This window comes from Saccharopolyspora sp. NPDC002578 (assembly GCF_053592695.1).
Map to the genome: position 1 here is coordinate 55,686 of NZ_JBSFWJ010000007.1, position 23,260 is coordinate 78,945.

General features: G+C 71.6%; 23 protein-coding genes and 1 riboswitch. Of the genes, 9 read left to right on the forward strand and 14 right to left on the reverse strand.

From position 1 onward, the window contains the following. Window positions 1-7: 7 nt before the first annotated feature. The 5 genes from ACWD38_RS05875 to typA form a co-directional block, all read right to left on the reverse strand. Window positions 8-373: a hypothetical protein gene (locus ACWD38_RS05875; RefSeq protein ID WP_184476942.1), complete on the reverse strand. Its 366-nt coding sequence runs from the start codon at window positions 371-373 to the stop codon at window positions 8-10. Next, window positions 370-1,281 (reverse strand): N-acetyl-1-D-myo-inositol-2-amino-2-deoxy-alpha-D-glucopyranoside deacetylase, encoded by a 912-nt coding sequence (gene mshB, locus ACWD38_RS05880; protein WP_450123455.1) that lies wholly within the window; start codon window positions 1,279-1,281, stop codon window positions 370-372. The genes ACWD38_RS05875 and mshB overlap by 4 nt, the downstream gene beginning before the upstream one ends. Window positions 1,282-1,402: 121 nt before the next feature. Then, the gene (locus ACWD38_RS05885; RefSeq protein WP_343071183.1) at window positions 1,403-2,002 is read right to left on the reverse strand and encodes an LURP-one-related/scramblase family protein; all 600 of its coding nucleotides are present in this window, start codon (window positions 2,000-2,002) and stop codon (window positions 1,403-1,405) included. Window positions 2,003-2,138: 136 nt separating this feature from the next. Then, window positions 2,139-3,872: an ABC transporter family substrate-binding protein gene (locus ACWD38_RS05890; RefSeq protein WP_343071182.1), complete on the reverse strand. Its 1,734-nt coding sequence runs from the start codon at window positions 3,870-3,872 to the stop codon at window positions 2,139-2,141. A 158-nt stretch (window positions 3,873-4,030) separates the two neighbouring features. Continuing rightward, window positions 4,031-5,956, reverse strand: coding sequence for a translational GTPase TypA (typA, locus tag ACWD38_RS05895; RefSeq protein WP_184476938.1), 1,926 nt, complete (start codon window positions 5,954-5,956; stop codon window positions 4,031-4,033). Window positions 5,957-6,361: 405 nt separating this feature from the next. Between typA and ACWD38_RS05900 the strand changes: the two genes are divergently transcribed. Continuing rightward, window positions 6,362-6,532, forward strand: a complete 171-nt coding sequence (locus ACWD38_RS05900; RefSeq protein ID WP_184486131.1) for a hypothetical protein — start codon at window positions 6,362-6,364, stop codon at window positions 6,530-6,532. Between the two features lie 44 nt (window positions 6,533-6,576). Here the strand turns inward: ACWD38_RS05900 and ACWD38_RS05905 are convergent, their stop codons facing one another. Further along, entirely contained in the window at window positions 6,577-6,900 is a 324-nt protein-coding gene (locus ACWD38_RS05905; RefSeq protein WP_184476936.1) for a YciI family protein, read from the reverse strand. A 219-nt stretch (window positions 6,901-7,119) separates the two neighbouring features. Here ACWD38_RS05905 and trpS point away from each other — a divergent pair, with 219 nt between their 5' ends. After that, complete coding sequence (gene trpS, locus ACWD38_RS05910) at window positions 7,120-8,085, forward strand: tryptophan--tRNA ligase (protein ID WP_184476934.1); 966 nt, start codon at window positions 7,120-7,122, stop codon at window positions 8,083-8,085. Window positions 8,086-8,265: 180 nt separating this feature from the next. Here trpS and ACWD38_RS05915 read toward each other — a convergent pair whose 3' ends face one another. The 3 genes from ACWD38_RS05915 to ACWD38_RS05925 form a co-directional block, all read right to left on the reverse strand. Next, window positions 8,266-9,066, reverse strand: coding sequence for an NUDIX domain-containing protein (locus ACWD38_RS05915; RefSeq protein ID WP_343071181.1), 801 nt, complete (start codon window positions 9,064-9,066; stop codon window positions 8,266-8,268). 253 nt (window positions 9,067-9,319) lie between these two features. Beyond that, window positions 9,320-10,693, reverse strand: a complete 1,374-nt coding sequence (locus ACWD38_RS05920) for a sensor histidine kinase (RefSeq protein ID WP_184476932.1) — start codon at window positions 10,691-10,693, stop codon at window positions 9,320-9,322. A gap of 11 nt (window positions 10,694-10,704) precedes the next feature. After that, a complete protein-coding gene (locus tag ACWD38_RS05925) occupies window positions 10,705-11,451 on the reverse strand; it encodes a response regulator transcription factor (RefSeq protein ID WP_184476930.1) in 747 nt (248 codons plus the stop codon). 137 nt (window positions 11,452-11,588) lie between these two features. Here ACWD38_RS05925 and ACWD38_RS05930 point away from each other — a divergent pair, with 137 nt between their 5' ends. The 4 genes from ACWD38_RS05930 to ACWD38_RS05945 all read left to right on the forward strand — a co-directional run bounded on the left by ACWD38_RS05930 (window position 11,589) and on the right by ACWD38_RS05945 (window position 15,140). Then, a complete protein-coding gene (locus ACWD38_RS05930; protein WP_450123456.1) occupies window positions 11,589-12,734 on the forward strand; it encodes a LolA family protein in 1,146 nt (381 codons plus the stop codon). Continuing rightward, entirely contained in the window at window positions 12,734-13,711 is a 978-nt protein-coding gene (locus ACWD38_RS05935) for an ABC transporter ATP-binding protein (protein ID WP_184476926.1), read from the forward strand. Before ACWD38_RS05930 ends, ACWD38_RS05935 begins: the two co-directional genes overlap by 1 nt. After that, on the forward strand, window positions 13,708-14,571 hold the full coding sequence (locus tag ACWD38_RS05940; RefSeq protein WP_184476924.1) for an ABC transporter permease: 864 nt from the start codon (window positions 13,708-13,710) through the stop codon (window positions 14,569-14,571). The genes ACWD38_RS05935 and ACWD38_RS05940 overlap by 4 nt, the downstream gene beginning before the upstream one ends. A 161-nt stretch (window positions 14,572-14,732) precedes the next feature. Beyond that, window positions 14,733-15,140 carry a GNAT family N-acetyltransferase gene (locus ACWD38_RS05945; RefSeq protein ID WP_450123457.1) on the forward strand — a complete coding sequence of 136 codons (408 nt, stop codon included), beginning with the start codon at window positions 14,733-14,735 and terminating at the stop codon, window positions 15,138-15,140. 8 nt (window positions 15,141-15,148) lie between these two features. On the opposite strand, the gene ACWD38_RS05950 is transcribed toward ACWD38_RS05945, so the two are convergent. Genes ACWD38_RS05950 through ACWD38_RS05960 form a run of 3 tightly spaced genes read right to left on the reverse strand, consistent with a single transcriptional unit; the run spans window position 15,149 to window position 18,827 of the window. Beyond that, complete coding sequence (locus ACWD38_RS05950; protein WP_184476920.1) at window positions 15,149-16,186, reverse strand: ABC transporter ATP-binding protein; 1,038 nt, start codon at window positions 16,184-16,186, stop codon at window positions 15,149-15,151. Further along, complete coding sequence (locus tag ACWD38_RS05955) at window positions 16,186-17,784, reverse strand: ABC transporter permease (RefSeq protein WP_450123458.1); 1,599 nt, start codon at window positions 17,782-17,784, stop codon at window positions 16,186-16,188. Before ACWD38_RS05955 ends, ACWD38_RS05950 begins: the two co-directional genes overlap by 1 nt. Then, on the reverse strand, window positions 17,781-18,827 hold the full coding sequence (locus tag ACWD38_RS05960; protein WP_450123459.1) for a thiamine ABC transporter substrate-binding protein: 1,047 nt from the start codon (window positions 18,825-18,827) through the stop codon (window positions 17,781-17,783). Before ACWD38_RS05960 ends, ACWD38_RS05955 begins: the two co-directional genes overlap by 4 nt. 45 nt (window positions 18,828-18,872) lie before the next feature. Beyond that, a riboswitch (TPP riboswitch) is annotated at window positions 18,873-18,983 on the reverse strand. A gap of 69 nt (window positions 18,984-19,052) precedes the next feature. On the opposite strand from ACWD38_RS05960, the gene ACWD38_RS05965 reads away from it, so the two are divergent. After that, complete coding sequence (locus ACWD38_RS05965) at window positions 19,053-19,346, forward strand: 4a-hydroxytetrahydrobiopterin dehydratase (protein WP_184476914.1); 294 nt, start codon at window positions 19,053-19,055, stop codon at window positions 19,344-19,346. 2 nt (window positions 19,347-19,348) lie between these two features. Here the strand turns inward: ACWD38_RS05965 and ACWD38_RS05970 are convergent, their stop codons facing one another. After that, on the reverse strand, window positions 19,349-20,308 hold the full coding sequence (locus ACWD38_RS05970) for an FAD-dependent oxidoreductase (protein ID WP_184476912.1): 960 nt from the start codon (window positions 20,306-20,308) through the stop codon (window positions 19,349-19,351). Window positions 20,309-21,223: 915 nt separating this feature from the next. Between ACWD38_RS05970 and ACWD38_RS05975 the strand changes: the two genes are divergently transcribed. Together ACWD38_RS05975 and ACWD38_RS05980 are read left to right on the forward strand one after the other, a co-directional pair. Then, window positions 21,224-21,661: a DUF6157 family protein gene (locus tag ACWD38_RS05975; RefSeq protein ID WP_450123460.1), complete on the forward strand. Its 438-nt coding sequence runs from the start codon at window positions 21,224-21,226 to the stop codon at window positions 21,659-21,661. A gap of 64 nt (window positions 21,662-21,725) precedes the next feature. After that, the gene (locus ACWD38_RS05980; RefSeq protein ID WP_184476908.1) at window positions 21,726-22,070 is read left to right on the forward strand and encodes a VOC family protein; all 345 of its coding nucleotides are present in this window, start codon (window positions 21,726-21,728) and stop codon (window positions 22,068-22,070) included. A gap of 38 nt (window positions 22,071-22,108) precedes the next feature. On the opposite strand, the gene ychF is transcribed toward ACWD38_RS05980, so the two are convergent. Next, on the reverse strand, window positions 22,109-23,185 hold the full coding sequence (gene ychF / locus ACWD38_RS05985) for a redox-regulated ATPase YchF (RefSeq protein WP_184476875.1): 1,077 nt from the start codon (window positions 23,183-23,185) through the stop codon (window positions 22,109-22,111). Window positions 23,186-23,260 lie beyond the last annotated feature (75 nt).

Here is a 23,260-nt window from a genome sequence, read left to right on the forward strand (position 1 = left end):
CACCTCGCTACTTCCCCGCAGGCCTGCCCAGGACGATCCCGAGCATCATCGCCGACGGCAGCGTTCCCGCACCGATCAGCAACAGCGTCCGCCAATCGTTGCCCAGCAGCATGACGTCGCCGCCGGGACCGAAGAGGCCGAACACGAAGATCGTCGCGAACCACACCACCAGCGGCGCGCCCGCGACCCGCCTGCTCGCCGAGAGCCGTCCCGCGGCCGAGACCAGCAGCGGAGTCGTCACGGCGGCGACGGCCGTGGTGATCGGGAACGGCACGCTGCCGATCCACAGCGGCAGGAACAGCAGCTCGACCAGCGCCAGCACCACGGCGTCGAGCAGCAGGAATCCGAACACCAGCCGGTCGTAGCCCGTCACCGCGGCGCCACCGGTTCGGTCCCGCTCACGCCGAGTCCGCCGAACAGGTCGTGCTCGCCACCCGCCGGGTCGCCCGTGGCCAGCACGTAGTGCTCGGTGTCCGAGAGGGGCTGCGCCAAGTCGTTCGACAACGCGTAGGCGCCGACGCCCTCGCCGTTGTTCCACTCGTCGACCCACACCCGCACCTGCGTGCCGTGCGCCCGCAGCGCGCGGATCTTGCCGGACAGGTGGTCCGCGATGTCGATCACCGTGGTGATCGACTCGTCGGCCACGCTCGGCAGGTCGTCGACGCCGGGGAGGTCGAAGGGCAGCGCCTCGGCCGTGGCCAGCGCGGCCAGGCCTTCGCGGAGCCGGTCGCGGGACGGCACGACGTGGAACACCCGGAGCACGTCCGCGACCTCGGCCGCGGCGGCCATCGTGACGTCGTGGGCCCGCACGTGATCGGGGTGGCCGTACCCGCCGTCGGCGGCGTAGGTGACCACGACCTGGGGCCGCACCTCGCGCAGGACGGCGGCGAGCGCCTCGGTCTGCTCCGCGAGGTCGCCGACGGCGAACGCGCGCGGGTGGGCGGCGGGCAGTGCCCCGGCTCGGCCCGGTTCCTCCCACAGCATCCCGGAGTCCCGCCAGCGGCCGATCCCGCCGAGGAAGCGGTGGTCGGCCACCCGCAGCGCCGCGCAGGCCGACCGCAGCTCGCCGACGCGGTAGCCGCCGAGCTGATCGGCCTGGTCCGCGGCCAGTCCGCGCAGGCTCTCCGGGATGACCTCGCCCTCTTCGCCGAGCGTGCAGGTCACCACGGTGACCTGCACTCCGCGCGCCGCGTAGCGCGCGATCGTCCCGCCGGTCCAGAGGGTCTCGTCGTCCGGATGCGCGTGTACCAGCAGCAGCCGGGGTGGAGCCGTCAGCGTCACCGGGCCAGCCTAATCGGAACGGTCTCCACCTCCACGCGGTGGTCGAGCGGCTGCGGAGGCGCCCTGTCAACCAGCGCGGATCAACTTCACCCGTGCCGGTGGACCGAACCGCCCGGACGGATCACCGTCCCTGCAACGCGTCCAGCGCGATCGCCTGGGCGAACACCAGCCTGCGGTCCAGCCGCTCGTCCTCGATCTTGATCACGTAGCGGTCCCGCAGGGAGACCTTCCGCTCCACCGACACCGCGTTCTCGCCGTCCACGGCGAAGTCGAAGTGGTACGGGAAGAAGAACGGGATGTTCTCCAGCAGCGGGATGAACTCCCACAGCCTGCGCAGCACCGCGATCGGCTTGCTCCGCTCGTGGCCGGTGCAGACGGGGCGCCCCGGCTGCTCCAGGTGCCACGTCGAACGGGTCAGGGACTTGCGGAAGTCCTTGCGGAACAGCCCGATCGGCGCACCCGCCGCGTCGGTCACGTCGTAGCCGGAGGCGAGGTCCAGCGCCTTGCGCGCCCGGAACCCGGCCAGCACCTCGGACTTGTCGGAGTCGGTGTAGAGCGTGACCTGCTCCTTGAACGCGACCCGCTTCTGCTGCGCGAACGCGACCAGTTCGCCTTCCCCGCCCTGCCCGTCGTCGGCGCGGATCTCGTACCGGTTCACCATCAACGTCATGCGCTGCCGCATGTGGAAGACCCCGACCTGCTGCAAACGCCCCGTCTCCACCACTTCTCCTCCGATCCCCGGCGAGCCGAGGACACCCCGGCCCACCTGCTGACCGGCAGCGGAGCCCCACAGCCCCGCCGCCGAAGGCAACACTCAACATCCCCTGGGCCACACCCGAGCAGAACGGGCCCAGTCCTCAGTACCCGTCGTTGTCGCTGGGGGTGCCCTGCCATTGAGCTGCCGTGGAGAACGGGCCTGCGAGCCCGTTGCCGCGCTGCACGCCGCGCACTTCGCGGCCGAACGCCAGCACCTGCGCCTGCTGGTACAGCGGCAGCGCCACGGCCTGCGACCACAGCACCGATTCGACCTTCGCCGAGGCCTCTTCGAACGGCAGCGCTCCGCTGAGGGCCGCGTCGATCGTCGGTTGCAGCAGCTGGTCGCAGAACCCGGTTGCGGTGAACGGGAACGGCTGGTCGTCGGAGTCGACGCCGGGGCAGCCGTAGGAGGCCGCCATCATCGCCGCGGGGTCCCCGTCGGCGGGCCGCGGCGCGATCGCCATGTCGACGGAGCTCGACGCGCCGGGCTCCTCGGACAGCGGGTTCGTCGGCAGCATCTCGCCGAACATCTGATCGCTGGTCGGCGTGACCACGGTGGCGTGCACGTCCTGCGCCCGCAGCTGCTTCGCGGCGGCTTCGGCGATGCGGATGTACTGCTCGTGCTCGAACGGAGCCGCGATCACCAGGTTCAGCGTGCGACCGTCCTTCGTCCAGGCGCCCGCTTCGTGCCGGTATCCGGCTTCGGTGAGCAGTCGGCGCACCCGTTCCGGAGACGGCCCGTCCTCGCCGGGAGGTTCGGTGGGCGTGTAGCCGCGTTCCGACGGCGCCAGCACCTGGCTGTGCGCGTGCAGCTGGTCGCCGGGGCCGCCGCCGCTTCCCGCGTCGATCAGCGCCTGCCGGTCGAGCCCGGCCACGACCGCGTTGCGCACTCGCGCGTCGGCGAGCTGGGCGCTGGTCGGCCGCAGCAGCACCTGCATCGTGGCCGGCCGGGGCACCGTGCTGACCTGCACCGAGGAACCGAGCTCGCGCAGCGCCGCCATCGTCGAGCGGTCGGCGCCGAACACCGCCAGGTGGCTGTCGCCGCTGCGCAGCGCCTCGACCTGGCCGGCCTGGTCGCTGGCGCGCAGCACGATGCGGTCGGAGACCGCGGGCGGACCCCAGAACCGGTCGTTGCGTTCCAGGATGATCTCGCCGCGCTGCAGGTCGACCTGCCGGATCGCGAACGGCCCGCCCGAGGCCGGGTAGCCGCTGTCCAGCGCCGTCGTCCAGCCTCGCGGCGCGTCCCGCAGCAGGTGCGCGGGAAGCAGGTTCGTGAACAGGCTCTGCCAGCCCGGGTAGGGCCGTTCGAAGGTCACCTCGACGGCTTTGCCGCCCTCCCGGGACTGCACGTCGTCGATCAGCTGGTACCCGGCCGGATCCGACACGCCCGGTTGGGAGCGCAACTGCTCCCACAGGTAGACGAAGTCCTCGGCGGCGATCGGCGCACCGTCCGACCAAGCCGCTTCCTTGCGGATCCGGTAGTGCACCGTGAACCGCTCGGCCTCCGGCAGCACCTCCGCCGACTCCATCAGCGTCGTGTCCAGCGTCCGCGTGCCGTCCGGCGCGGGCCGGAACACCGAGGGCAGCATCAGGCTCGACAGCGCCGAACTCGTCGGCGACAGGTCGGCCAGCGTGTGCGGGTTGAACCCGCCCTCCAGCGAGTCGACGCCGACGACGACCTCGGTCGGCATCGGTTGCGTCGAGGGAGCCGTCTGCGGACTGGGCTCAGGCGGCTCGACCAGCGGGGGCGGCGGCGCGTCGGTGCAGGCCACCACCAAGCTCCCGATGGTGACCAGCAAGCTGACCACGGTGAACGGACGTCGACCCTGGTGCACGCTGCCGAACCTCCCCTTTGTCCCCGGTTGCCGAATCCAGGCGGGCGCGATGTCCCCCCAAAGAAGGACGCGCGGAAACCCTCATGGTTCCGCGCGTCCTTTCAACACTGCACACCGGGGTGGAAACGCTCAGCTTCCGCTCAGGTGGAACGGGGAGCTCAGCCGTTGTCGCGAGCCTTCGCCCGCGAGCGCTCCCGGCCGCGGGTCGTGCTGTCGAGCACCATCTTGCGCACCCGGATCGCGTCCGGACCGACCTCGACACACTCGTCGCCGGAGCAGAACTCCAGCGCCTCCTCCAGGCCCAGCGTGCGGGGGCGGGCCAGCCGCTCCAGCTCGTCGCCGGTGGCGGAGCGCATGTTGGTGAGCTTCTTCTCCTTGGTGACGTTGATGTCGAGGTCCTCGGCGCGCGGGTTCTCGCCCACGACCATGCCCTCGTACACCTCGGCGCCGGGCTCCACGAAGAACGTGCCGCGGTCCGCCAGCTGCATCATCGCGTAGCTGGTGACCGGGCCGGTGCGGTCCGCGACCAGCGAACCGGTGTGCCGCGTGCGCAGCTCGCCGACCCACGGGAAGTAGCCCTCGAAGACGTGGTTGGCGATGCCGGTGCCGCGGGTCTCGGTGAGGAACTCGGTGCGGAAGCCGATCAGGCCGCGCGACGGGATCACGTAGTCCAGCTTGATCCGGCCGGTGCCGTGCCCGTCCATCGTCTCCATCTTGCCCTTGCGGCCGGCCAGCAGCTGCGTGATCGCGCCCAGGTGCTCCTCGGGGGCGTCGATCGTCAGCCGCTCGAACGGCTCGGAGAGCTTGCCGTCGATGGTCTTGGTGACCACCTGCGGCTTGCCGACGGTGAGCTCGAAGCCCTCCCGCCGCATGGTCTCCACCAGCACCGCCAGCGCCAGCTCGCCACGTCCCTGGACCTCCCAGGTGTCGGGGCGCTCGGTCGGCACGACCTTGATGCTGACGTTGCCGATCAGTTCGGCGTCGAGGCGGTTCTTCACGAACCGCGCGGTGACCTTGGTGCCGCCGTTGCGGCCGGTCATCGGCGAGGTGTTCACACCGATGGTCATCGAGATCGCCGGGTCGTCCACGGTGATCCGCGGCAGCGGCTGCGGGTCGTCCGGGTCGGCCAGGGTGTCACCGATGGTGATGTCCGGGATGCCCGCGATCGCCACCAGGTCACCGGCGTAGGCCTCGGTGGTGGAGACGCGGTCGAGGTTCTCGGTGATGAGCAGCTCGGTGAGCCGCACCTTCTCGACGGTGCCGTCCTCGCGGCACCAGCCGACGGTCTGGCCCTTGCTCAACGTGCCCGCGTGGATGCGGCACAGCGCGATCCGGCCCAGGAAGGAGGACGCGTCGAGGTTCGTCACCAGCGCCCGCAGCGGCGCTTCGTGGTCGCCGAGCGGAGCGGGCACGTGCTCCATCAGGGTGTCGAACAGCGCGGTGAGGTCCTCGTCCTCGGGGAGGTCGCCGTCGGTCGGCTGCGTGCGGCTGGCGCGGCCCGCACGGGCGGAGGCGTAGATCACCGGGAGGTTCAGCACGGCGTCCATGTCCACCGAGCCCTCACCGTCGTCGAGCTCGGAGGCGAGGTCCAGCAGCAGGTCGTGGGCCTCTTCGACGACCTCGGAGCACCGCGCGTCGGGGCGGTCGACCTTGTTCACGACCAGGATCACCGGGAGCTTGGCGGCCAGCGCCTTGCGCAGCACGAACCGCGTCTGGGGCAGCGGCCCCTCGCTGGCGTCGACCAGCAGCACCACGCCGTCGGCCATGGACAGGCCGCGCTCGACCTCACCGCCGAAGTCGGCGTGGCCGGGGGTGTCGATCACGTTGATGGTGACGGGGCCGTCTTCGGTCACCCGCCGGATGGCCGTGTTCTTGGCCAGGATCGTGATGCCCTTTTCCCGCTCCAGGTCATTGGAGTCCATGACCCGGTCGACGAGCTCGGCACGTTCGGAGAAGGCGCCGGATTGCCGCAGCATGGCGTCCACCAGGGTGGTCTTACCGTGGTCGACGTGCGCGACGATCGCGACGTTGCGCAGATCGGTACGGATCCGCTGGTTCGGTTCGGCGACGCTGGTGGCGGGCACGCGAGCACTCCATGAGTTGGAAGACAAAGATCGGGTCTGGCATGGCGGCGGCGCTTGTCGACCTGGGCTGCCACGGCTCCGCTGCCGCCGCTGCGGAACTCGCGGCCCCGGCGCGGACCCGCGCTCCGGGGACCCCGTTGTTCCGGCACGGTCCGCCCATCGAAGAAAGGCGACCGATCACGGACGGCGGGGCCCGACACGTCACGGGCCCGACACTGCTAAGGCTTCGGTGCGTTGTCGACACGCGGCCTCTTCCAGCGTAGAGCACTTGACGGCCGGGCCCGACGACAGGTGTTGAGCGCAACACCCGCGCAGGCCGCATCGAGTTCGCAACGGGCGTCCCACCGGCCCTACGCTGACGGCGTCCGGTCCCCAGCGGACGTCTCCGGCAGCGGGAAGCCCAGCGTGAGCAAGAAAACGATCAAGGTCAAGCGAAAGTGCTGCCATTCGCGCCCACCGTGCAAGAAGTGCCCGATCGTGGTGTTGCGCGAAGCGTTGAAGGACGCAAAAGAGCACGAAGTCAAGAAAGCGCAAAAGAAGTCTAAGAAAGACTCAAAGGGAAAGAAGTCGCACTGATCCGCACCTCGGCGTCAGCCCAGGCGCGGATCGATGTCGTACGCCTATTCGGTTGCGGGGACGAGCTGGTCCGCGTACTTCGCCATCTCCGGCACCGTGCGCAGCGCCTGGAATTCGATCACCTCGTGCCGCGCGAGTTTTCGCAGCTCGAAGGGATCGGTGGCGAGGATGGCCTCCAGCCTTCCCCGAGTCATGGAACGGGCTATGAGCACGCCGCCGGTCAACGGTCTTCCCGGTTCCGGAGTTCGATGACCGGTCGTGATGAAGTCACCGGCCTCGTAATGTCGAGTCACCCACTCATAGTGATCCACCAATGCGCCGTCGATGTCTGATTGCGGAGCGGTGTAGTTCAGCAATACGACGAACATGATTCCACGATAGTCCTCCCGCACCGCGAATGCCTATATCTCTCTGCTAAAGTGCGCGCCGTGCACGAAATGTCGCATCCGCGCCTGAGCATGTGGTGGGCCGCCCGAGGGCGGCCCCGGCTCGTCGTGCACTGAACCCGCACGCACATCGGTCGCCACCAGGCGGCCGAGCGGTGCGAGGACCGGACTGGTGAGCGGCTCCGATCAGCAGGAGAGATCGTGACCCGTTTGTCCGGCATCACCCCGTCCGGCCACGTCCACTTGGGCAACCACCTCGGCGCGCTGCGCCGCTGGGCGACCGAGGGCGGGCCCGACGACCTGTACTTCATCTCGGACCTGCACGCGATGACCATGCCCTACCGGCCGGAACGCCTGCGCGCCCTCACCAGGGAGAACCTGGCCGTGCTGCTGGCCGGCGGCATCGCGCCGGAGACGGTGTTCGTGCAATCCGACCTGGCGGGCGAGCTGGGCGCGCTGAACTGGGTGCTGGAGTGCGCTTGCGGCTACGGCGAAGCCGCCCGGATGATCCAGTTCAAGGAGAAGGGCGCCGGCCAGGACACCGCCCGGCTCGGCCTGCTCACCTACCCGGTGCTGATGGCCGCGGACATCCTGCTGCAGGGCACGACGGAAGTCCCGGTGGGCGTCGACCAGAACCAGCACGTGGAGCTGGCGCGCACCTTGGCGCGGCGGTTCAACGGCACCTACGGCGAGGTGTTCGCGATCCCCCGGGCGGTGGTGCCGCGCACCGCCGCGGCGGTGCGGAACCTGTCGGACCCGGCGCGCAAGATGGCCAAGTCCGCGCAGCAGCACGCGGGCGTCGTGTTCGCCCTGGACGAGCCGGACGTGGTGCGGCGCAAGTTCCGCCGCGCGGTGACCGATGACCTCGGCACCGTCCGCTACGCCCCCGACGAGCAGCCCGCGGTGGCGAACCTGCTGGAGATCCTCGGGGCGTGCGGGGACGTGAGCCCGTACGCGGCGGCGGAGGCGGCGAGCACCTACTCCGAGCTCAAGGACGCCGTCGCGGAGGCCGTGATCGAGCAGCTGCGACCGGTCCGGGAAGGCGCCCGGGAGCTGCTCGACGATCCGGCCGAGCTGGACCGGACCAGGCAGAAGGGGGCCGGGCGCGCGGCGGAGCGGGCCCGGCCGAGGCTGGACGCCGCGTTGCGGCTGGCCGGACTGCGCTAGGCGCGCGAACGGGTCGGACGCCCAGCCGCGCGGCCGACCCGTTCGTTCACCAGTTCGAGTGCACTCGGCCGAAAAGGTGGCGAACACCTGATCGACGTCGGCAATCTGGGCTCATGACCACCGCGAACACCACCCGGACCAGCACTCGCCCCGCAGCACGCGCGGGCGCCGAGCGGATCGTCAGGCCAGCAGGTCGCGCAGCGAGTGCACCAGCACGCGATCGGCCTCCAGCCAGTCGAACGCGCCGAGCTCGGCCGCGGGCGCCCAGTGCACCGCGCGGTGTTCGACCGCCGTCGGCTCCGCTTCGGGGTCGGCGAGTTCCGCGGTGTGCACCCGCAGCAGCATCCCGTTGTGCAGCGGCACGTCCGTACCGACCCGTCCACCCGGCACCACGTCGACGCCGAGTTCCTCCTTGCACTCCCGGATGACGGCGTCCTGCTCGCTCTCCCCGGCCTCGACCCGGCCACCGGGCAACTCCCACTTCCCCGCGTCCCGCGCCGGGAAGTGCCGTTGCTGCACCAGCAGGCGTCCGCCGCGCGTGATGGCGGTCCCGACCACCACGGGCCTGCCCGCCCACTCCTCGGCGAGCTCGCCGACCGCGCGCAACCGGCTCGCCAGCACCGCCAGCACCACCCGCCGGCCCAGCACGACGTCGGCCAGCCGCCCGAGCGGCCCGAACGGGGTCGTCCACCGCAGCGAGTCGGTCAGCAGCGTGTGACCACCGGCTTCGGCCAGCACTGATTCATGCCGCAACTCCGAGAGAGGACCAGCGATGAGCACCGATTCCAGCCGCCCGGCGTCGGCCCGCACGATGCGGGTGCGCAGCCTCGCCAGCCCGGCTTTCCGCACCCGGAAGGCGAGGTCGTCGCCGGGAACGAGGAGTTCCGCGGTGGGCGTGAGCGCCCGGCCCTGGATCCCCAGCGCCCGCAAGCCGTCCTCCGCGGTGCGGGTGTGGCGCAGCGCCGCTCCGACCGTGGTCAACGGGGCCGCTATCAAACCTGTGCTTCGCAACACCGACACGGGCGAACATCCTGCCCCACACCCCGCGCGGCGGTCTCCGGGGTGGTTCCGGTTCGCGAAGTCGCTCGCCGAGCGGTTCAAGGCGCCCCTCGCACAGCGAGCGCGACCGCCCGGCAGGACGGCCGCCGCCGAGGTGGCGCGCTCGCTGCCGAGCGCTCCTGCGGCGGGATCGCGCTCGAGCCGGACGCTGCGCACCGCGTTCGCAGCGGCGACCTCACTGCTGACGGGGCACCGGCCGGAGCGGGCCGGGCAGCGGCCAGCGGACCTCGATCCGGGCGCCGCCCTCCGGCGATTCCGCCGCCTGCACCGAACCACCGCGCCCGCGCACGGCCTCCGCGACCAACGCGAGCCCGAGCCCGGACCCTCCGGTGCCACGAGCCCGATCGGGCTGCACCCGGTGGAACCGGTCGAAGACCAGGCCGCGGTGCGCGGCGGGGATGCCGGGGCCGTCGTCGTCGACGACCAGCCGGACGGACTCGGCCGCGGGCAGCAACGACACCCGCACCAGCGCCCGCGCGTACCGCAGCGCGTTGGTGATCAGGTTGTCCAGCACCCGCCCCACTTCCGCCTCGCCCGCGAGGATCACCACGGTTCCGGTCGGTGCGGTGACCCGCACCCTGGGGCCGGACCCGCGCAGGTTGGCCCGGTCCGCCGCGGCGCGCACGGCGCTGACGAGCTCGATCGGCTGGTGCTGCGGCTGCGAACCCGACTCGGCCCGCGCGAGCGCGAGCAGGCCGTCGACCAGGTCGGACAGCCGCCGCGCTTCGGCGGCGATGTCCTGCAAGGTCTCGTGCGCGAGTTCCGGATCGGGGTGCACGACCGCCACCTCGGCCTGCGCGCGGATGGAGGCAACCGGGTTGCGCAGCTCGTGCGCGGCGTCCCCGGTGAACCGCCGCAACCACTCGGTGTCCCCGTCCCGGCGGGCCAGCATCTCGTTGAGCGCCACGGCGAGCGCGCGCAGTTCGTCGTCGGCGTCGGAGACCGGCAACCGGTGTCCTTCCGGCAGGCTCACCGCGGCGAGCCGCATCCGTTCGACGGGTCGCAGCGATCTGCGCACGACGAGCCAGGTCGCGATCCCGACGGCCCCGGCGGCGAGGATCGGGCCGAGGGTCAGGGCACGTCCCGCGGTGCGCAGCGCGTCGCCGTGCCCCACCAGGTGCGCGGCTCCCAGCACCAGCCGCGGACTGCCCGCCGGGTCGGGCACGACCATGCCCACCCAGCGGTACAGGCCCTGGTCCACGCCGTACGAGGACGAATCGAGGAGGCCTTCGCCGCTCTTGAGCGCGCTGACCTCCCACGAGGTCAGTTCCGGAGGCGGCAGCCCATCGACGGGGGCGCCCGCAGTGTCCAAGATCCGGATCTCGCCGCCCGCGAGCCGGTTCGGCACGGCACCTGCCGCCACCTGGCGCGCGGTGGTGCCCACCTTCGTGCGCAGCTCGGTGTCGACCGATTCGATCAGCAGCCAGCTGATCAGCCCGACGCTGATGTGCGCCAGCACTCCGAGTCCGACGAGCGCGACCAAGGTCGCCACCGCGCTGGTCCGGAACTGGAGGGTGCGGCGCGCCCACCACGCGCGCAGCTGCCGCAACGGCCACCACCTCACGCGGACGAGCCCCCATCGCGGGTGAGCTTCGCGGGATCGGCCCCCGGTTCCTCGTCAGGCAGCTGCTCGGCGCTGATCTGGTAGCCGTGCCCGCGGACCGTGCGCACCAGGTGCTCGGCACCGACCGCGGCGAGCTTACGGCGCAGGTAACCGATGTAGACCTCGACGACGTTGCGGGTCACGAACTGGTCCGCTCCCCAGACGAGCCGCAGCAGGTCTTCCTTCGGCACCACCGTGCCCGGCCGACCGGCCAGTGCAACGAGCAGCCCGTACTCCCGCGGGGACAGCGTCACCGTCGATCCGGACCAGGTGACCTCGCGGCCGTCGCGATCGATCTCCAGCTCGCCCACCCGCAGCACGTCGTGGCGCACTGAGCTCTCACCACGTCGCGCCAAGGCGCGCACCTGCGCGGTCAGCACCAGGAAGGAGAAGGGTTTGACGAGGTAGCCGTCGGCACCGAGGTCGAGGCCGTCGGCCTGGTCGACTTCACCGTCCTTCGCCGAGAGCAGCAGCACCGGCGTGCTCACCCCTTGGCCGCGGAGGCGCTCCAGCACCCGGTAGCCCGACAGGCCGGGCAGCATCACGTCCAGCACCACCACGTCGAAGGAACCGGTCGAGGCGAGCCGCAGCGCCTCGGTTCCTTCGACGGCCACCGTGACCTCCATGCCTTCGGCGGTCAGGCCACGGCGCAACGCCGTCCGGACACCCGGTTCGTCATCGACCACCAACACCCGCGGCTGCATCTGCTCAGCATGCCGTGGCCGAACCCGCTCACGCACCGAGCCCTGAGATCCCTCTCAGCTTCCCCGGCCCGTTCTCAGGTCCATCTCAGTTCGGCAGGGCCACGCTCACGGCAGCGGATCGAAACCAGGAGGACCGCATGAAACGCAGGAATGTCGTGTTCGCCGCGTCGGCCGGTGGGCTGGCCGGACTGCTCGGCTTGACCGTGCTCACCCTGCCCGCCGGTGCTGACGAGGACCCGCAGCTGCCCCCGGTCGCCCCGGAGCAGCTGGTCGAATCGGTGCTGACGGCGACTCCCCCGGCGTTGTCCGGAACGGTTCGAGTGGACAACGCGTTGGGGCTGCCGTCGCTGCCCGGCGCCGACGGCGGCGCCGCTTCGATGCTCGCCGACGGAACCAGCACGCTTCGGGTGTGGAACGACGGACAGGGCCACAAGCGGGCTTCGATCCCGTCGGCCTCCGGCGAGGTGACCGTCGTCGACGACGGCTCCGCGATCTGGAAGTGGGACTCCGAGTCCCGCACCGCCACCAAGGGCGACAAGCAGCAGCACGGTCCGGGAGCGCACGCCATCGGCCCGGACGGCCGCGGCCCGGACGCCGCGGTGCAGGACCCGGCGACGTTGTCCCGCGAGATCGTCGGGCAGCTGCGGCGGACCAGCGACGTGGCGGTGGACGGCACCGCGCGGGTCGCGGGCCGGGACGCCTACGAGCTGGTGCTGACGCCGAAGCCCGCCGAGCGCACCGTGCTGCGCGAGGTCCGGCTGGCGGTGGACGCGCAGACGCGGTCGCCGCTGGAGGTCACCGTCCTGACCAACGGCTCGGACGACCCGGCGTTGCGCGCGGGCTTCTCCGACCTCGACCTGTCCCCGCCGGACCCGGCGATGTTCCGCTTCACCCCGCCGGACGGCGCGAAGGTCGAGGAACACCCCACCGGCGACCGGTCCCCGGCGGACCGCCCGCAGCACCCGGCCGGTCAGCACCCGACCGTGGTCGGCGACGGCTGGGACACGGTGGTCGTCACGCGCCTGCCGCAGACCGCGCAGTCCCACGGCGAGCAGCCCCCGGGCGAGCAGTCGGGACGCCCCGGCTTCGCCCCGGAGCGGGGTGGCGAGCGGACGACCCCGCAGGCGCTGGCGCAGCAGCTCGGCAAGCCCGTCAACGGCCCGTGGGGTGAGGGCTGGCTGATCAGCACGAAGGTCGGTTCCGCATTGGTGACCGCCGATGGCCGGGTCGCCGCGGGCGCGGTGCCGGAGCAGGTGCTCACCGCCGCTGTCGGGACTCCGTGATGACCGAAGTGGCCGACCAGGCCGAACAGGTGGGGGCGGTCGCCGCCGCCCCCACCCCGGTCGAGGTGTACGCCGCGCGCACCTCCGGGTTGCGCAAGACCTACGGCGACACGGCCGCGGTGGCCGGAATCGATCTCGCGGTCCCGCGCGGCGCCGTGGTCGGGGTGCTGGGGCCGAACGGATCCGGCAAGACCACCACGATCCGGATGCTGCTGGGCTTGATCAGGCCGACGGCCGGTTCGGTGGAGCTGCTCGGTCACGCGTTGCCCGACGAGGCGGACCGAGTGCTGCCGAAGGTGGGCGCGCTGGTGGAGGGGCCGGGGTTCCACCCGTTCCTGTCCGGCCGGGAGAACCTGCTGCGCTGCGCGGCGATGGAGCCGAACCTGGCGAGCCAGGACATCCGCTCGGCGGTGGACGAGGCGTTGCGGCGGGTGGGGCTCACCGCTGCCGCCGACCGCCGGTTCCGCGGCTACTCACTGGGCATGAAGCAGCGGCTGGGGTTGGCCGCGGCGCTGCTGGTACCGCGCGAGCTCGTGGTGCTCGACGAGCCCACGAACGGTCTGGACCCGGCGGGCACCAGGGAGATCCGGCAGATCATCGCCGAACTGCACGCGGTGGGCACGACGGTGCTGGTCTCCTCGCACCTGCTGGCCGAGGTCGAGGCGACCTGCACCCACGTGGCCGTGATGCACCGCGGCACGCTGGTCGCGCAGGGAGGGCTGGCGGAGCTGCTCGAGTCGGGCGGCCCGCACCTGATGATCTCCACGTCGGACCTCACCGCCGGCTTGGACGCGTTGCGGGACAACGGGATCTCCGCTCGCGTGGAACAGCAGGCCCTGCGCGTGGATCTGTCCGAAGTGGACGCTCCGGAGGTGCTGGCGACGCTGGTGCGCGCCGACGTCGGGGTGCACGAGGCGCGGCGCGGGCGCGCGGGCCTCGAGGACCTGTTCGCCCGGCTCACCGAGGAGGAGTCATGACCGCGACCGTGTCCGCCGAGGTTTCCCCGGCACCCGCCGGGCGCCGATCGGCGCCGCTGGCGCGGGTGCTGCTGGCCGAGTTCCGCTGGGTGCTGCGCCGCCCGCGCAACCTGCTCGCGCTGCTGATGCTGGCGGGACTGCCGGTCCTGATCGGGGTGGGGATCGCGCTGACCGGTGGACCGGGCAGCGGCGGGGGCCCGGGGCTGCTGAGCTCGGTCGCGGGCAACGGCCTGGTGCTGCCGGTGGCGAGCATCCTGCTGGCGCAATCGATGCTGCTGCCGCTGGTGGTGGCGATGGTCGCGGCGGACGCGATCGCGGGCGAGGCGTCCCACGGCACGCTGCGCGGTCTGCTGATCGCGCCGCTCGGCCGGGTTCGCCTGGTGGGCGTCAAGTCCGCGGGCGTCCTGCTGATGGTCCTGCTGTCGGTGCTGGTGCTCGCCGTGAGCGGCCTGCTCACCGGTTTGATCATCGTCGGCGGGGACGGCTTGGTGACGTTGTCCGGGACGACGCTGTCGCTGGGCGCCGCGCTGGGCAGGATCGCGCTGGCAGTGCTCTGGTGCGCGGCGCAGATGGCGGCGATCGGCGCGGTGGCGCTGGCGCTGTCCTCGCTGACCGAGCACCCGCTCGTGGTGATGGCCGGGACGATGGCGGCGCTCATCGTGTTCGGCGTGCTGGGGACGGTGCCGTCGCTGGAGTGGCTGCGTCCGCTGCTGATCACCACCGACTGGTCCGCCGTGATCGACGTGCTGCGGGATCCGATCTTCACGGACACCTTGTCCACGGGCCTGCTGCGAGCCGGTTGCTACCTGGTCATCGGCCTGTCCGCGACGGTGTTGCGCATGGTCACCCGAGACGCGTGACCCCGTGCCCGCCTGAGCATCCGCGGACCGCGGAAGCTCAGGCGGGCCGTAACCCTGTGACCCGGTGCAGCGGGACGCCACCGCAGCCCGGACAACGCGTCGATCGCCGCCCCCCGGAAAATCGACGACAGCCGCAGCGAGCGGGCCCCTAGGCTGCGGGGGTGGAATTCGAAGTCGATGACGACCCGCGACGCGTCGATCGCGACGCCGTGTGGGAGTTCCTGTCCACCGAGGCGTACTGGGGCCGCAACCGGACCAGGGAAGCGTTCGACCGCCAAGTCGACGGCGCGTGGCGCATCGTCGCCGCCTACCGGAAGCCGGACGGCCGGTTGCTCGGCTTCGCCCGAGCCTTCTCGGACGGAGTGCTCAGCGCGTACCTCGCGGACGTGTTCGTCCTGCCCGCCGCGCGCGGGCACGGGGTGGGCGTCGAGCTGGTGCGGGCCATGATCGAGGACGGGCCGGGCCGGGACTTCCGGTGGATGCTGCACACGGCGGACGCGCACGGCCTGTACGAGCGGTTCGGATTCGCGGCGCCCGACTCGGATTTCCTGGAACGACCGTCCGGCTGAGCGGCCGTTCAGTCCCCGCCGACGAGCGCGATTCCGTCGGGGTCCAGCCTCAGCCGCACCTCGTCTTCGATCGCGGGCGCGTCGGCGATGTGCGCGACCGCCTCCACCCGGCCGAACTCGGGCACGTTCACGGCGAGCCGCACGTGATCGTGCCGGTGGACGCGTTCCCGCACGGTGCCGACCGGTTCGGCTCCGCCGGGGACGTCGGGCCGGGCCCGCTCGGCGCGCACTCCGGCGGCACGCAGGCCGAGCCGCGCGTCGCCGTCCTTCGCGGTCACCTCGACGGTCCCCAGCGCGCAGGTCGCCGTTCCGTCGCGGACGGTCGCCGGTAGGAACGTGGTGCAGCCGAGGAACTCGGCCACTTCGTCGTCGGCGGGGTGCCGCCACAGCAGTGCGGGCGTGTCGGCCTGCAGGACCGCGCCCCGCGCCATGACGGCGACCCGATCGGCGAGGGTGAACGCCTCGTCGTGGTCGTGCGTGACGACCAGCGCGGTCGACGGGCCCTGCCCGAGCAGCGCGGCGAGGTCGACGGCGAGCCGTTCCCGGAGCATCCGGTCGAGCGCGGACAGCGGTTCGTCCAGCAGCAGCAGTTCCGGGTCGGCGGCGAGCGCGCGGGCGAGCGCGACACGCTGGGCTTCACCGCCGGATAGGTCGGTGACCCGGCGCGCGCCGTATCCGGCGAGGCCGACCAGCTCCAGCAGTTCCGCGACGCGCGCGGCTCGGGCGGCCCCGCCGACGCCGCGCATCCGCGGCCCGAAGCCGACGTTGCCCGCCACGTCGCGGTGCGGGAACAGCTGCCCGTCCTGGAAGACCATCCCGAACCTGCGCTGGTGCACCGGGACCGCGTCGAGGTCGCGTCCGTTCCAGCGCACCGCTCCCGCCGTGGGCCGTTCCAGCCCGGCGACGGTCCGCAGCAGAGTGGACTTGCCGCAACCGGACGGCCCGAGCAGCGCCAGGACCTCGCCGTCCAGCACGGACAGATCCACCTCGCGCACCGCCGTCGTCTCGCCGAAGCGGACGGTGAGCCCGTGCACTTCCAGCCCCATCAGAATTCCTCCACGGCGTCGGTACGTCCTCGGAGCCGTTCGATGAGCACGACGCCGAGCACGGTGACGATCATCAGCAACGTGCACGCGGCGTAGGCGAGTTGCGAATTGAGCTCGCCGGGCCTGCCGAGCAGCCGGGCGATGGCCACGGGCAGGGTCGGCGCGTCGGGCCGGGCGAGGAAGCCGGTGGCACCGAACTCGCCGAGCGCGATGACGAATCCGAAACCCGCCGCGGCCAGCACGGTTCGCGCGGCGAGCGGAACGTCGATCTCGCGCCGGACCCGCCACGGCCCGGCGCCCAACGTCGCGGCGGCCTGGCGCAGTCGTTCGTCGATGGCCCGCAGCACCGGCAGCACCATGCGGATCACCAGCGGTGTCACCACCAGCGCTTGCGCGAACGGCACCAGCAGCGGCGAGGTCCGCAGATCTCCCGGCAGCGAACCGAGCGTGATCAGGTACCCGAAGCCGACGGTCACCGCGGACACGCCCAGCGGCAGCATCAGGGCCAGGTCGAGGCTTTCGGCGATGGCCCGGCGCCGGATCGCGACGAGCACGAAGGACGCCAGCAGCCCGAACAGCAGCGCCATCCAGGTCGCGTCGACGGCGGTGCGCACCGAGTTGAGCGCCGCTTCGAGCCCGGTGACCTCCAACGTCCCGTTCTGCCCGGTGCCCAGCAGCGCCCGGTACCCCGCGAGCCCCCACCCGTCCCTGGTGGACACCGATCGCAGCAGCAAGGTCACGATCGGCGTGCCGAGCCCGCACAGCACCAGCCCGGCGAGCCCGACGACCCACCACTCCGCTCCCTGCGGACGCCGCGCGGTGTCGGACGGCGCGCGCAGCCGCAGCGCCGTTTCCCGGCGTCGTCGCGCGACGGTCGCGACCAGCAGCGCGGCGACGACGGCCGCGAGCTGCAGCAGCGACAGCGCCGCCGCGCCGGGGAGGTCCAGCAGCTGCACGGTGCGCAGGTAGATCTCCGTCTCCAGCGTCCGCAGCTCACCACCCCCGAGCACCAGCACCACGCCGAAGCTGGTGGCGCTGAACAGGAACACGACCGAGGCGGCCGATCCCAGTGCGGGCAGCAGCGCGGGCAGCGTCACCGAGGTGAACGCGCGCAACCGGCTCGCGCCGAGCGATCGGGCAGCGTCCTCCATCCGCCGGTCGAGGTGGCTCCACAGCCCGCTCACGGTGCGCGCGACGACGGCGACGTTGAAGAACGCGTTGGCCAGCACGATCGCGAGCACCCCGGCATCGGCGCCGAACAACGCCCGGAACGCCATGCCCACCACGATCGTCGGCAGCACGAACGGCACGGTCACCGCGACCCGCAGCAGCCCGCGGCCGGGGACCGCGAGCCGGGCCAGCACGTAGGCCAGCGGCAGTCCCGCCAGCAACGCGACGGCGGTGGACGCGGCGGCTTGCCCGAGCGTGAAGCCCACGAGCCGCCACGTCGACGGCTCGACCAGCACCGCCCCGACTTCACCGCGCAGTCCCAGCCCGACGATCGCCGCGACGGGCCAGGCGAAGAACAGCCCGAGGAAACCGAGCACGATCACCGCGGCGAGCGCCACGGGCAACCGCCGGCGGAGGCCGTGGTTCATCCCCGCACCAGCGTCCGCCACTGCTCCACCCAGCGGTCCCGGTCGCGTTCCACCTCGGCTGCGGGCAGCTCCGCCGGGCCCTGCGGCAGCGGCGCGCTCTCCGCCCAGCCCGGAGGCAGCGCGACCCCGTCGACCGCGGGGTACACGTACATCTGGTCCGGCACCTGCGCTTGGAATTCAGGTGAGAGCAGGAAGTCGACGACTTCACCGGCGGCCTGCGGGTCCTTCGCCCCGGCCAGCACACCGGCGTACTCGACCTGCCGGTAGCAGGTGTCGAGCAGCGCCCGGGTGCGCGGGCGGCCGGTCTCGTCGACCTCCGCGGCGGGCGAGGAGGCGTAGGACAGCACGATCGGCCGCGGCCCCTGCCCGGTGGATCCGGAGAAGTCCTGGTTGTAGGCCTCTTCCCAACCGGCGGAGAGCTTCACGTCGTTCGCGGTCAGGTCCCGCCAGTAGTCCTGCCAGCCGGGATCGCCGAAGGCGGCGACGGTGCCGAGCAGGAACGCGAGCCCGGGTGAGGACGTCGTCGGGTCCGGTAACGCGATCAGCCCGCGGTAGCGGGGGTCGGTGAGGTCGCGCAACGTCGCGGGCTCCGGCACCCGGTGCTGCGCGAACCAGCCGGTGTCGATGTTCAGGCACACGTCGGCGACGTCGATCGCGGTGAGCCGCTGCTCCTGGTCCTGCGCGTACCGCTGCGGTCCGCGTTCGGCCGCGGCGGACCGGTGCGGCGCGAACACGCCTGCGCCGAGCGCGCGGGACGCGAACGTCGAGTCGACGCCGTAGGCGACGTCGCCGAGCGGCGCGGCTCGGGACAGCACCAGCTTGTTCGTCAGCTCGCCCGCGTCACCGCTGTTGCGGACTTCCAGGTGGATGCCGCTGCGCCGTTCGAAGTCGGCGAGCACGGCGGGGTCGGCGACGAACGAATCGTGCGCGACGAGCGTGACGGTGCGCGCGGCGGGCTCCGGGCCGGAGCTCCCGATGAGCGAGCACCCGGTGGTGAGCGAGGCGACCGCAAGGGCGGCGACCCAGCGCAGGTAACGGTTCAACGGTCCTCCCGAGCAGCACACGGCAACGGCCACGTGTGCAACGTCGAGCTGATCGCGACACCTCCCTGCGCCGGCATGATCCGGTTCAGGTGCGGACGGTCGAGGGGATTCGCCCCTCCTCTCAGCCCAGCGCGCTGGACTCCCGTGGCGACGGCAGTCTACGTGTCACCGCTCCGGGTGGGGCCGACGGTCGCAATCCGGCCGGTCGACCACCACCATGGAGCCATGACCGAACTGCTGAACGACACCCAGGTCGCCGAAGCGCTCGCCGGACTGCCGGAGTGGGCCCAGGACGGAACCACGATCACGCGGACGGTGGAGTTCGCGAGCTTCCCGCAGGCCATCCAGGGCGTGAACCGGATCGCGGAGATCGCCGAGAGCGAGAACCACCACCCGGACATCGACATCCGCTGGCGCAAGGTCACGTTCTCGCTGTCGACGCATTCGCAGGGCGGCATCACGGCGAAGGACGTCACGCTGGCGGAGGAGATCGACGGGGTCGTCGACGCCCTGTCCTGACCTCAGCCGGTCAGCACCAGCTCGGCGGCTTCCGCGGCGCAGCCCCAGGACAGCGCGACGCCGCACCCGGAGTGCCCGTAGTTGTGCACGACGGTGCCGCCGCCGAACCGCTCGACCTCCAGCCTGACCGCGTCCCGTCCGGGGCGGAGTCCCACGGTCTCGCCGAGCACGTCGGCTCCGGCGAGCAGCGGTTCGACGTGCGCGCAGCGCCGCAGGATGGCGGCGCCCGCTTCGCGTCCGGGGATGCGCGACCAGTCCTGGTCGACCGCGGTACCGCCGAGCACCACGTGGTCGCCGTGCGGCATGTACGCGGTGAACTCGGGGCCGGCTCCGATCTCCACGAAGTACTCGGTGACACCGGGGTTGCGCACGACGACGTGCTGGCCCCGCACGGGACGCACTCCGGGATCGCCGACGAGTTCGTGCGCGCCCACTCCGGTGCAGTTCACGACCCTGCCCGCTTCCTCGACCGCTTCGACCAGCGAGGACACCGGGCTGAGCAGCAGTTCCCCACCGGCGGCCCGGAACCGCTCGGTGAGGTGGTCGAGGTAGCGCGGCATGTCGATCAGCGGCGCGGTCGCCCGGTAGCCGCTGACGAACCCGTCCGGTAGCTCGTCGGGTGCGCAACGGCGCAGGTCGGGCAGCAGCAGCGCCTCGGGCGGCAGCTGGTCGCCGAGGTCGACGCGGGCCGCCATCCGCCCGGCGGCGAGGTGCACGCCGCTGGTGTCGTCGGCGGCGAGTTCGACGAGGCGGTGGTAGGTGCGGGCGACCCAGCCCTGAACGCGGTCGGCGGGTTGCAGCAGCGCCGGCCCCCACATCGCCCCGGCGACGGCCGAGGTGGTCTCGGCGGGCCGTTCGTCGGTGCGGATGCGCACCGGGACACCGGCTTCGGCGAGGGTGACGGCGGTGCTGAGACCGGTCACTCCGGCACCGATGACCAGGACGGGCTCGGTGGTAGCCATCTTCGGCACGCTAGCAGCGATGCCCGCTGCGCACGGCCCGCTTCGACGGGCGCGGGCGGACGGTGGCCGTCACCCCGTCGACGGCGGGGCGGGAGCAGTGCTCGAACGGTGCGGGGTGGGCGGCGGCGCCCGCCGCATCGCGCGCGGCGGGCCATCCCGCGAAATCGCGGATTTCGCCTGCTAGTCCTCAAGAATGGTGATCGTTCCGGTGTCACCACAGTTACCGCAACCCTTGCCGTTGCAGTCCCCGCAGATCGAGGTGATGAGCTGCATGGGCACAACTTAAAGCGGCCGGTAACGCCATGCGAATCATGACACCCGGCGCTTCTACCAGCAGCTGAGCGGCACCAGCGCTCAGCTACCGGCACCTCGCAACGTTTCACCCGAATGTGCCGGATCCGCATTCGGCACTCCGGAGAATTCCGCGTGAGCCGCACCCCGACCCCCGATCAGGGGTCAACCGATCGACAACGACAGCAATCGTTTCCCGGCACCTCCGCTCGAACGCATCGCGGCCCGTTCTCCGGCCAACCCGAGACCGGCTTCCCGAATCGCACCGGCTTCCGCGCTCCTCCCCGGTACGCCGTCAACTTGAACCCGATCTACCTGCGGATTCCTCGCCGCGGCAGTCACCCAGGACTGACCGCCCATCTTTGATCTTGTATTTCCAGGTGAGCGGCGTTCGTGGTCGTTTGTCCTGTCAGCGGCGAAGCCGCTGAGCAGTGACCAGCCTGAGCAACAAGACCACCGGCGGGTTCTCAGCGGCTTCCTCGCGAGGACAGCGATTTCGCCGTGCACGGCATACATCAGAAATCGCGATCACACCGGCAAAAGGGCAGCGAGGAAGCCGCTGAGGTTCCGCTGAGCGACCCGCTACGCAAAACCGAGGTCGAAGACAGGCAGTAAAGTTGCGCCATGGAGCGGGTGGATTACGTGGACACGTTCATCGCCGTGGCCGAGGACTGCCCGGCGAAGACGGGAACGGTGCCCCCGGCCAAGGGCGATGATCCTTCTGTCTCCGCGCGCACCTACGCGCTGATCGCGGGGCATCCGTACGAGTTCACGTCCGGCGACGTCCTGTTCACCGTCTTCGCGGATCGGCAGGGCATCCCGGACGAAGATCGGGTCCACGCCCGCCTCGAGTTCTTCGCGCGCAGCCAGCCGTGCCTGCGTTCCTCCCAGCTCGGCAAGCGCTACGGCTGGGGCATCCACGCCGACCCCCGCGGCCGCCTGGCCTTGTACGCCGTGGACGGCCCGGAGTACGCGGAGTTCACCTCCGGCCGGCGAAGCGCCGACTCGGGCGCACCGATCACCCTCACGAGGGCCATGCGCAACTCGCGCGCGCGGCCGTGATCACCGTTCGCGCGGAACCCGGCGGCACTGGCCACGACGTCGGCGACCGCCGCATACTCCGGCGGTGGACCTCAAACGAGCCGTGCCGATCCTGACCGTGCCCGAGCTGCCCACCGCCGTCGCGGCGTACCAGCGAGTGCTGGGGTTGGACGTGCTGATGGACCACGGCTGGATCGCCACCTTGGGCAGCGGCGGCACGGCCCAGTTCAGCCTCATGACCACCGACCGCACCGCCCCCTGCAACCCCGTCGCGTCGCTGGACGTCGCCGACGTCGACTCCGCGCACGACGAGGTCGTGCGCCAGGGCTTCGAGGTCGTCCACCCGCTGACCGACGAGGAGTGGGGCGTTCGGCGCTTCTTCTTCCGCGACCCCGGCGGCAACGTCATCAACGTGCTCACCCACCGCTGACCCCGCCCCGACGCAACCCTCAGGAGCAACGCCGCCGGTCACACGTTGAAGCGGAACTCCACGACGTCGCCGTCGGTCATGACGTAGTCCTTGCCTTCCATGCGGACCTTGCCCGCGGAGCGGGCGGCGCTCATCGAACCCGCGTCGACGAGGTCCGGGAAGGACACGATCTCGGCCTTGATGAAGCCGCGCTCGAAGTCGGTGTGGATCACGCCTGCGGCCTGCGGGGCGGTGGCGCCCTGCGGGATGGTCCAGGCGCGGGCCTCCTTGGGCCCGGCGGTGAGGTAGCTCTGCAGGCCGAGGGTGTGGAATCCGGCGCGGGCCAGGGCGTGCAGGCCCGGCTCCGGCTGACCGACGGATTCCAGCAGTTCCCGGGCCGATTCCTCGTCGAGCTCGATGAGCTCGGATTCGACCTTGGCGTCGAGGAAGACGGCGTCGCCGGGGGCGACGAGGTCCCGCAGTTCCTGCTTGCGGGCGTCGTCGGAGAGCACGCCTTCGTCGGCGTTGAACACGTACAGGAACGGCTTGGTGGTGAGCAGGTTCAGCTCGCGCAGTTCCGGCACGTCGGCCTTCTTCGCGGTGAACAGCGTGGTGCCGCCGTCGAGGATGGCCTTCGCCTCGTTGGCCGCTTCCAGCGCCGGGCGCTTGTCCTTGTTCGTCCGGGCTTCCTTCTCCAGCCGCGGCAGCGCCTTGTCCAAGGTCTGCAGGTCGGCGAGGATCAGCTCGGTGTTGATCGTCTCGATGTCGCTGGACGGGTCGACGTTGCCGTCGACGTGCACCACGTCCGGGTCGTCGAACACGCGGATGACCTGGCAGATCGCGTCCGCTTCGCGGATGTTCGCGAGGAACTTGTTGCCGAGGCCCTGGCCTTCGGAAGCGCCCTTGACGATGCCCGCGATGTCGACGAACGACACGGTGGCGGGCACGAGCTTCTCGGAGCCGTACAGCTCGGCGAGGGTGGCCAGCCGGGAATCGGGCAACGGCACGACACCCACGTTCGGCTCGATGGTGGCGAACGGGTAGTTCGCCGCGAGCGCGTCGTTGCTGGTCAGCGCGTTGAACAAGGTGGACTTGCCGACGTTGGGCAGCCCGACGATTCCGAGGGTGAGGCTCACGGCCGGTGATTCTAGGTGGTCCGGGGGTCGATCGACTCAGGTGGCCCGGGGACGGGCCGGTACGACCGGCCCGCG

Bases quoted from the DNA above. Each gene is read 5' to 3' on its own strand.
- ACWD38_RS05975 (WP_450123460.1), top strand. From the start codon at position 21,224: ATGGAGCGGGTGGATTACGTGGACACGTTCATCGCCGTGGCCGAGGAC.
- ACWD38_RS05905 (WP_184476936.1), bottom strand. From the start codon at position 6,900: ATGTTCGTCGTATTGCTGAACTACACCGCTCCGCAATCAGACATCGAC.
- ACWD38_RS05955 (WP_450123458.1), bottom strand. From the start codon at position 17,784: ATGAACCACGGCCTCCGCCGGCGGTTGCCCGTGGCGCTCGCCGCGGTG.
- ACWD38_RS05935 (WP_184476926.1), top strand. From the start codon at position 12,734: ATGACCGAAGTGGCCGACCAGGCCGAACAGGTGGGGGCGGTCGCCGCC.
- ACWD38_RS05940 (WP_184476924.1), top strand. From the start codon at position 13,708: ATGACCGCGACCGTGTCCGCCGAGGTTTCCCCGGCACCCGCCGGGCGC.
- ACWD38_RS05925 (WP_184476930.1), bottom strand. From the start codon at position 11,451: ATGCAGCCGCGGGTGTTGGTGGTCGATGACGAACCGGGTGTCCGGACG.
- ACWD38_RS05930 (WP_450123456.1), top strand. From the start codon at position 11,589: ATGAAACGCAGGAATGTCGTGTTCGCCGCGTCGGCCGGTGGGCTGGCC.
- ACWD38_RS05950 (WP_184476920.1), bottom strand. From the start codon at position 16,186: ATGGGGCTGGAAGTGCACGGGCTCACCGTCCGCTTCGGCGAGACGACG.
- ACWD38_RS05965 (WP_184476914.1), top strand. From the start codon at position 19,053: ATGACCGAACTGCTGAACGACACCCAGGTCGCCGAAGCGCTCGCCGGA.
- ACWD38_RS05970 (WP_184476912.1), bottom strand. From the start codon at position 20,308: ATGGCTACCACCGAGCCCGTCCTGGTCATCGGTGCCGGAGTGACCGGT.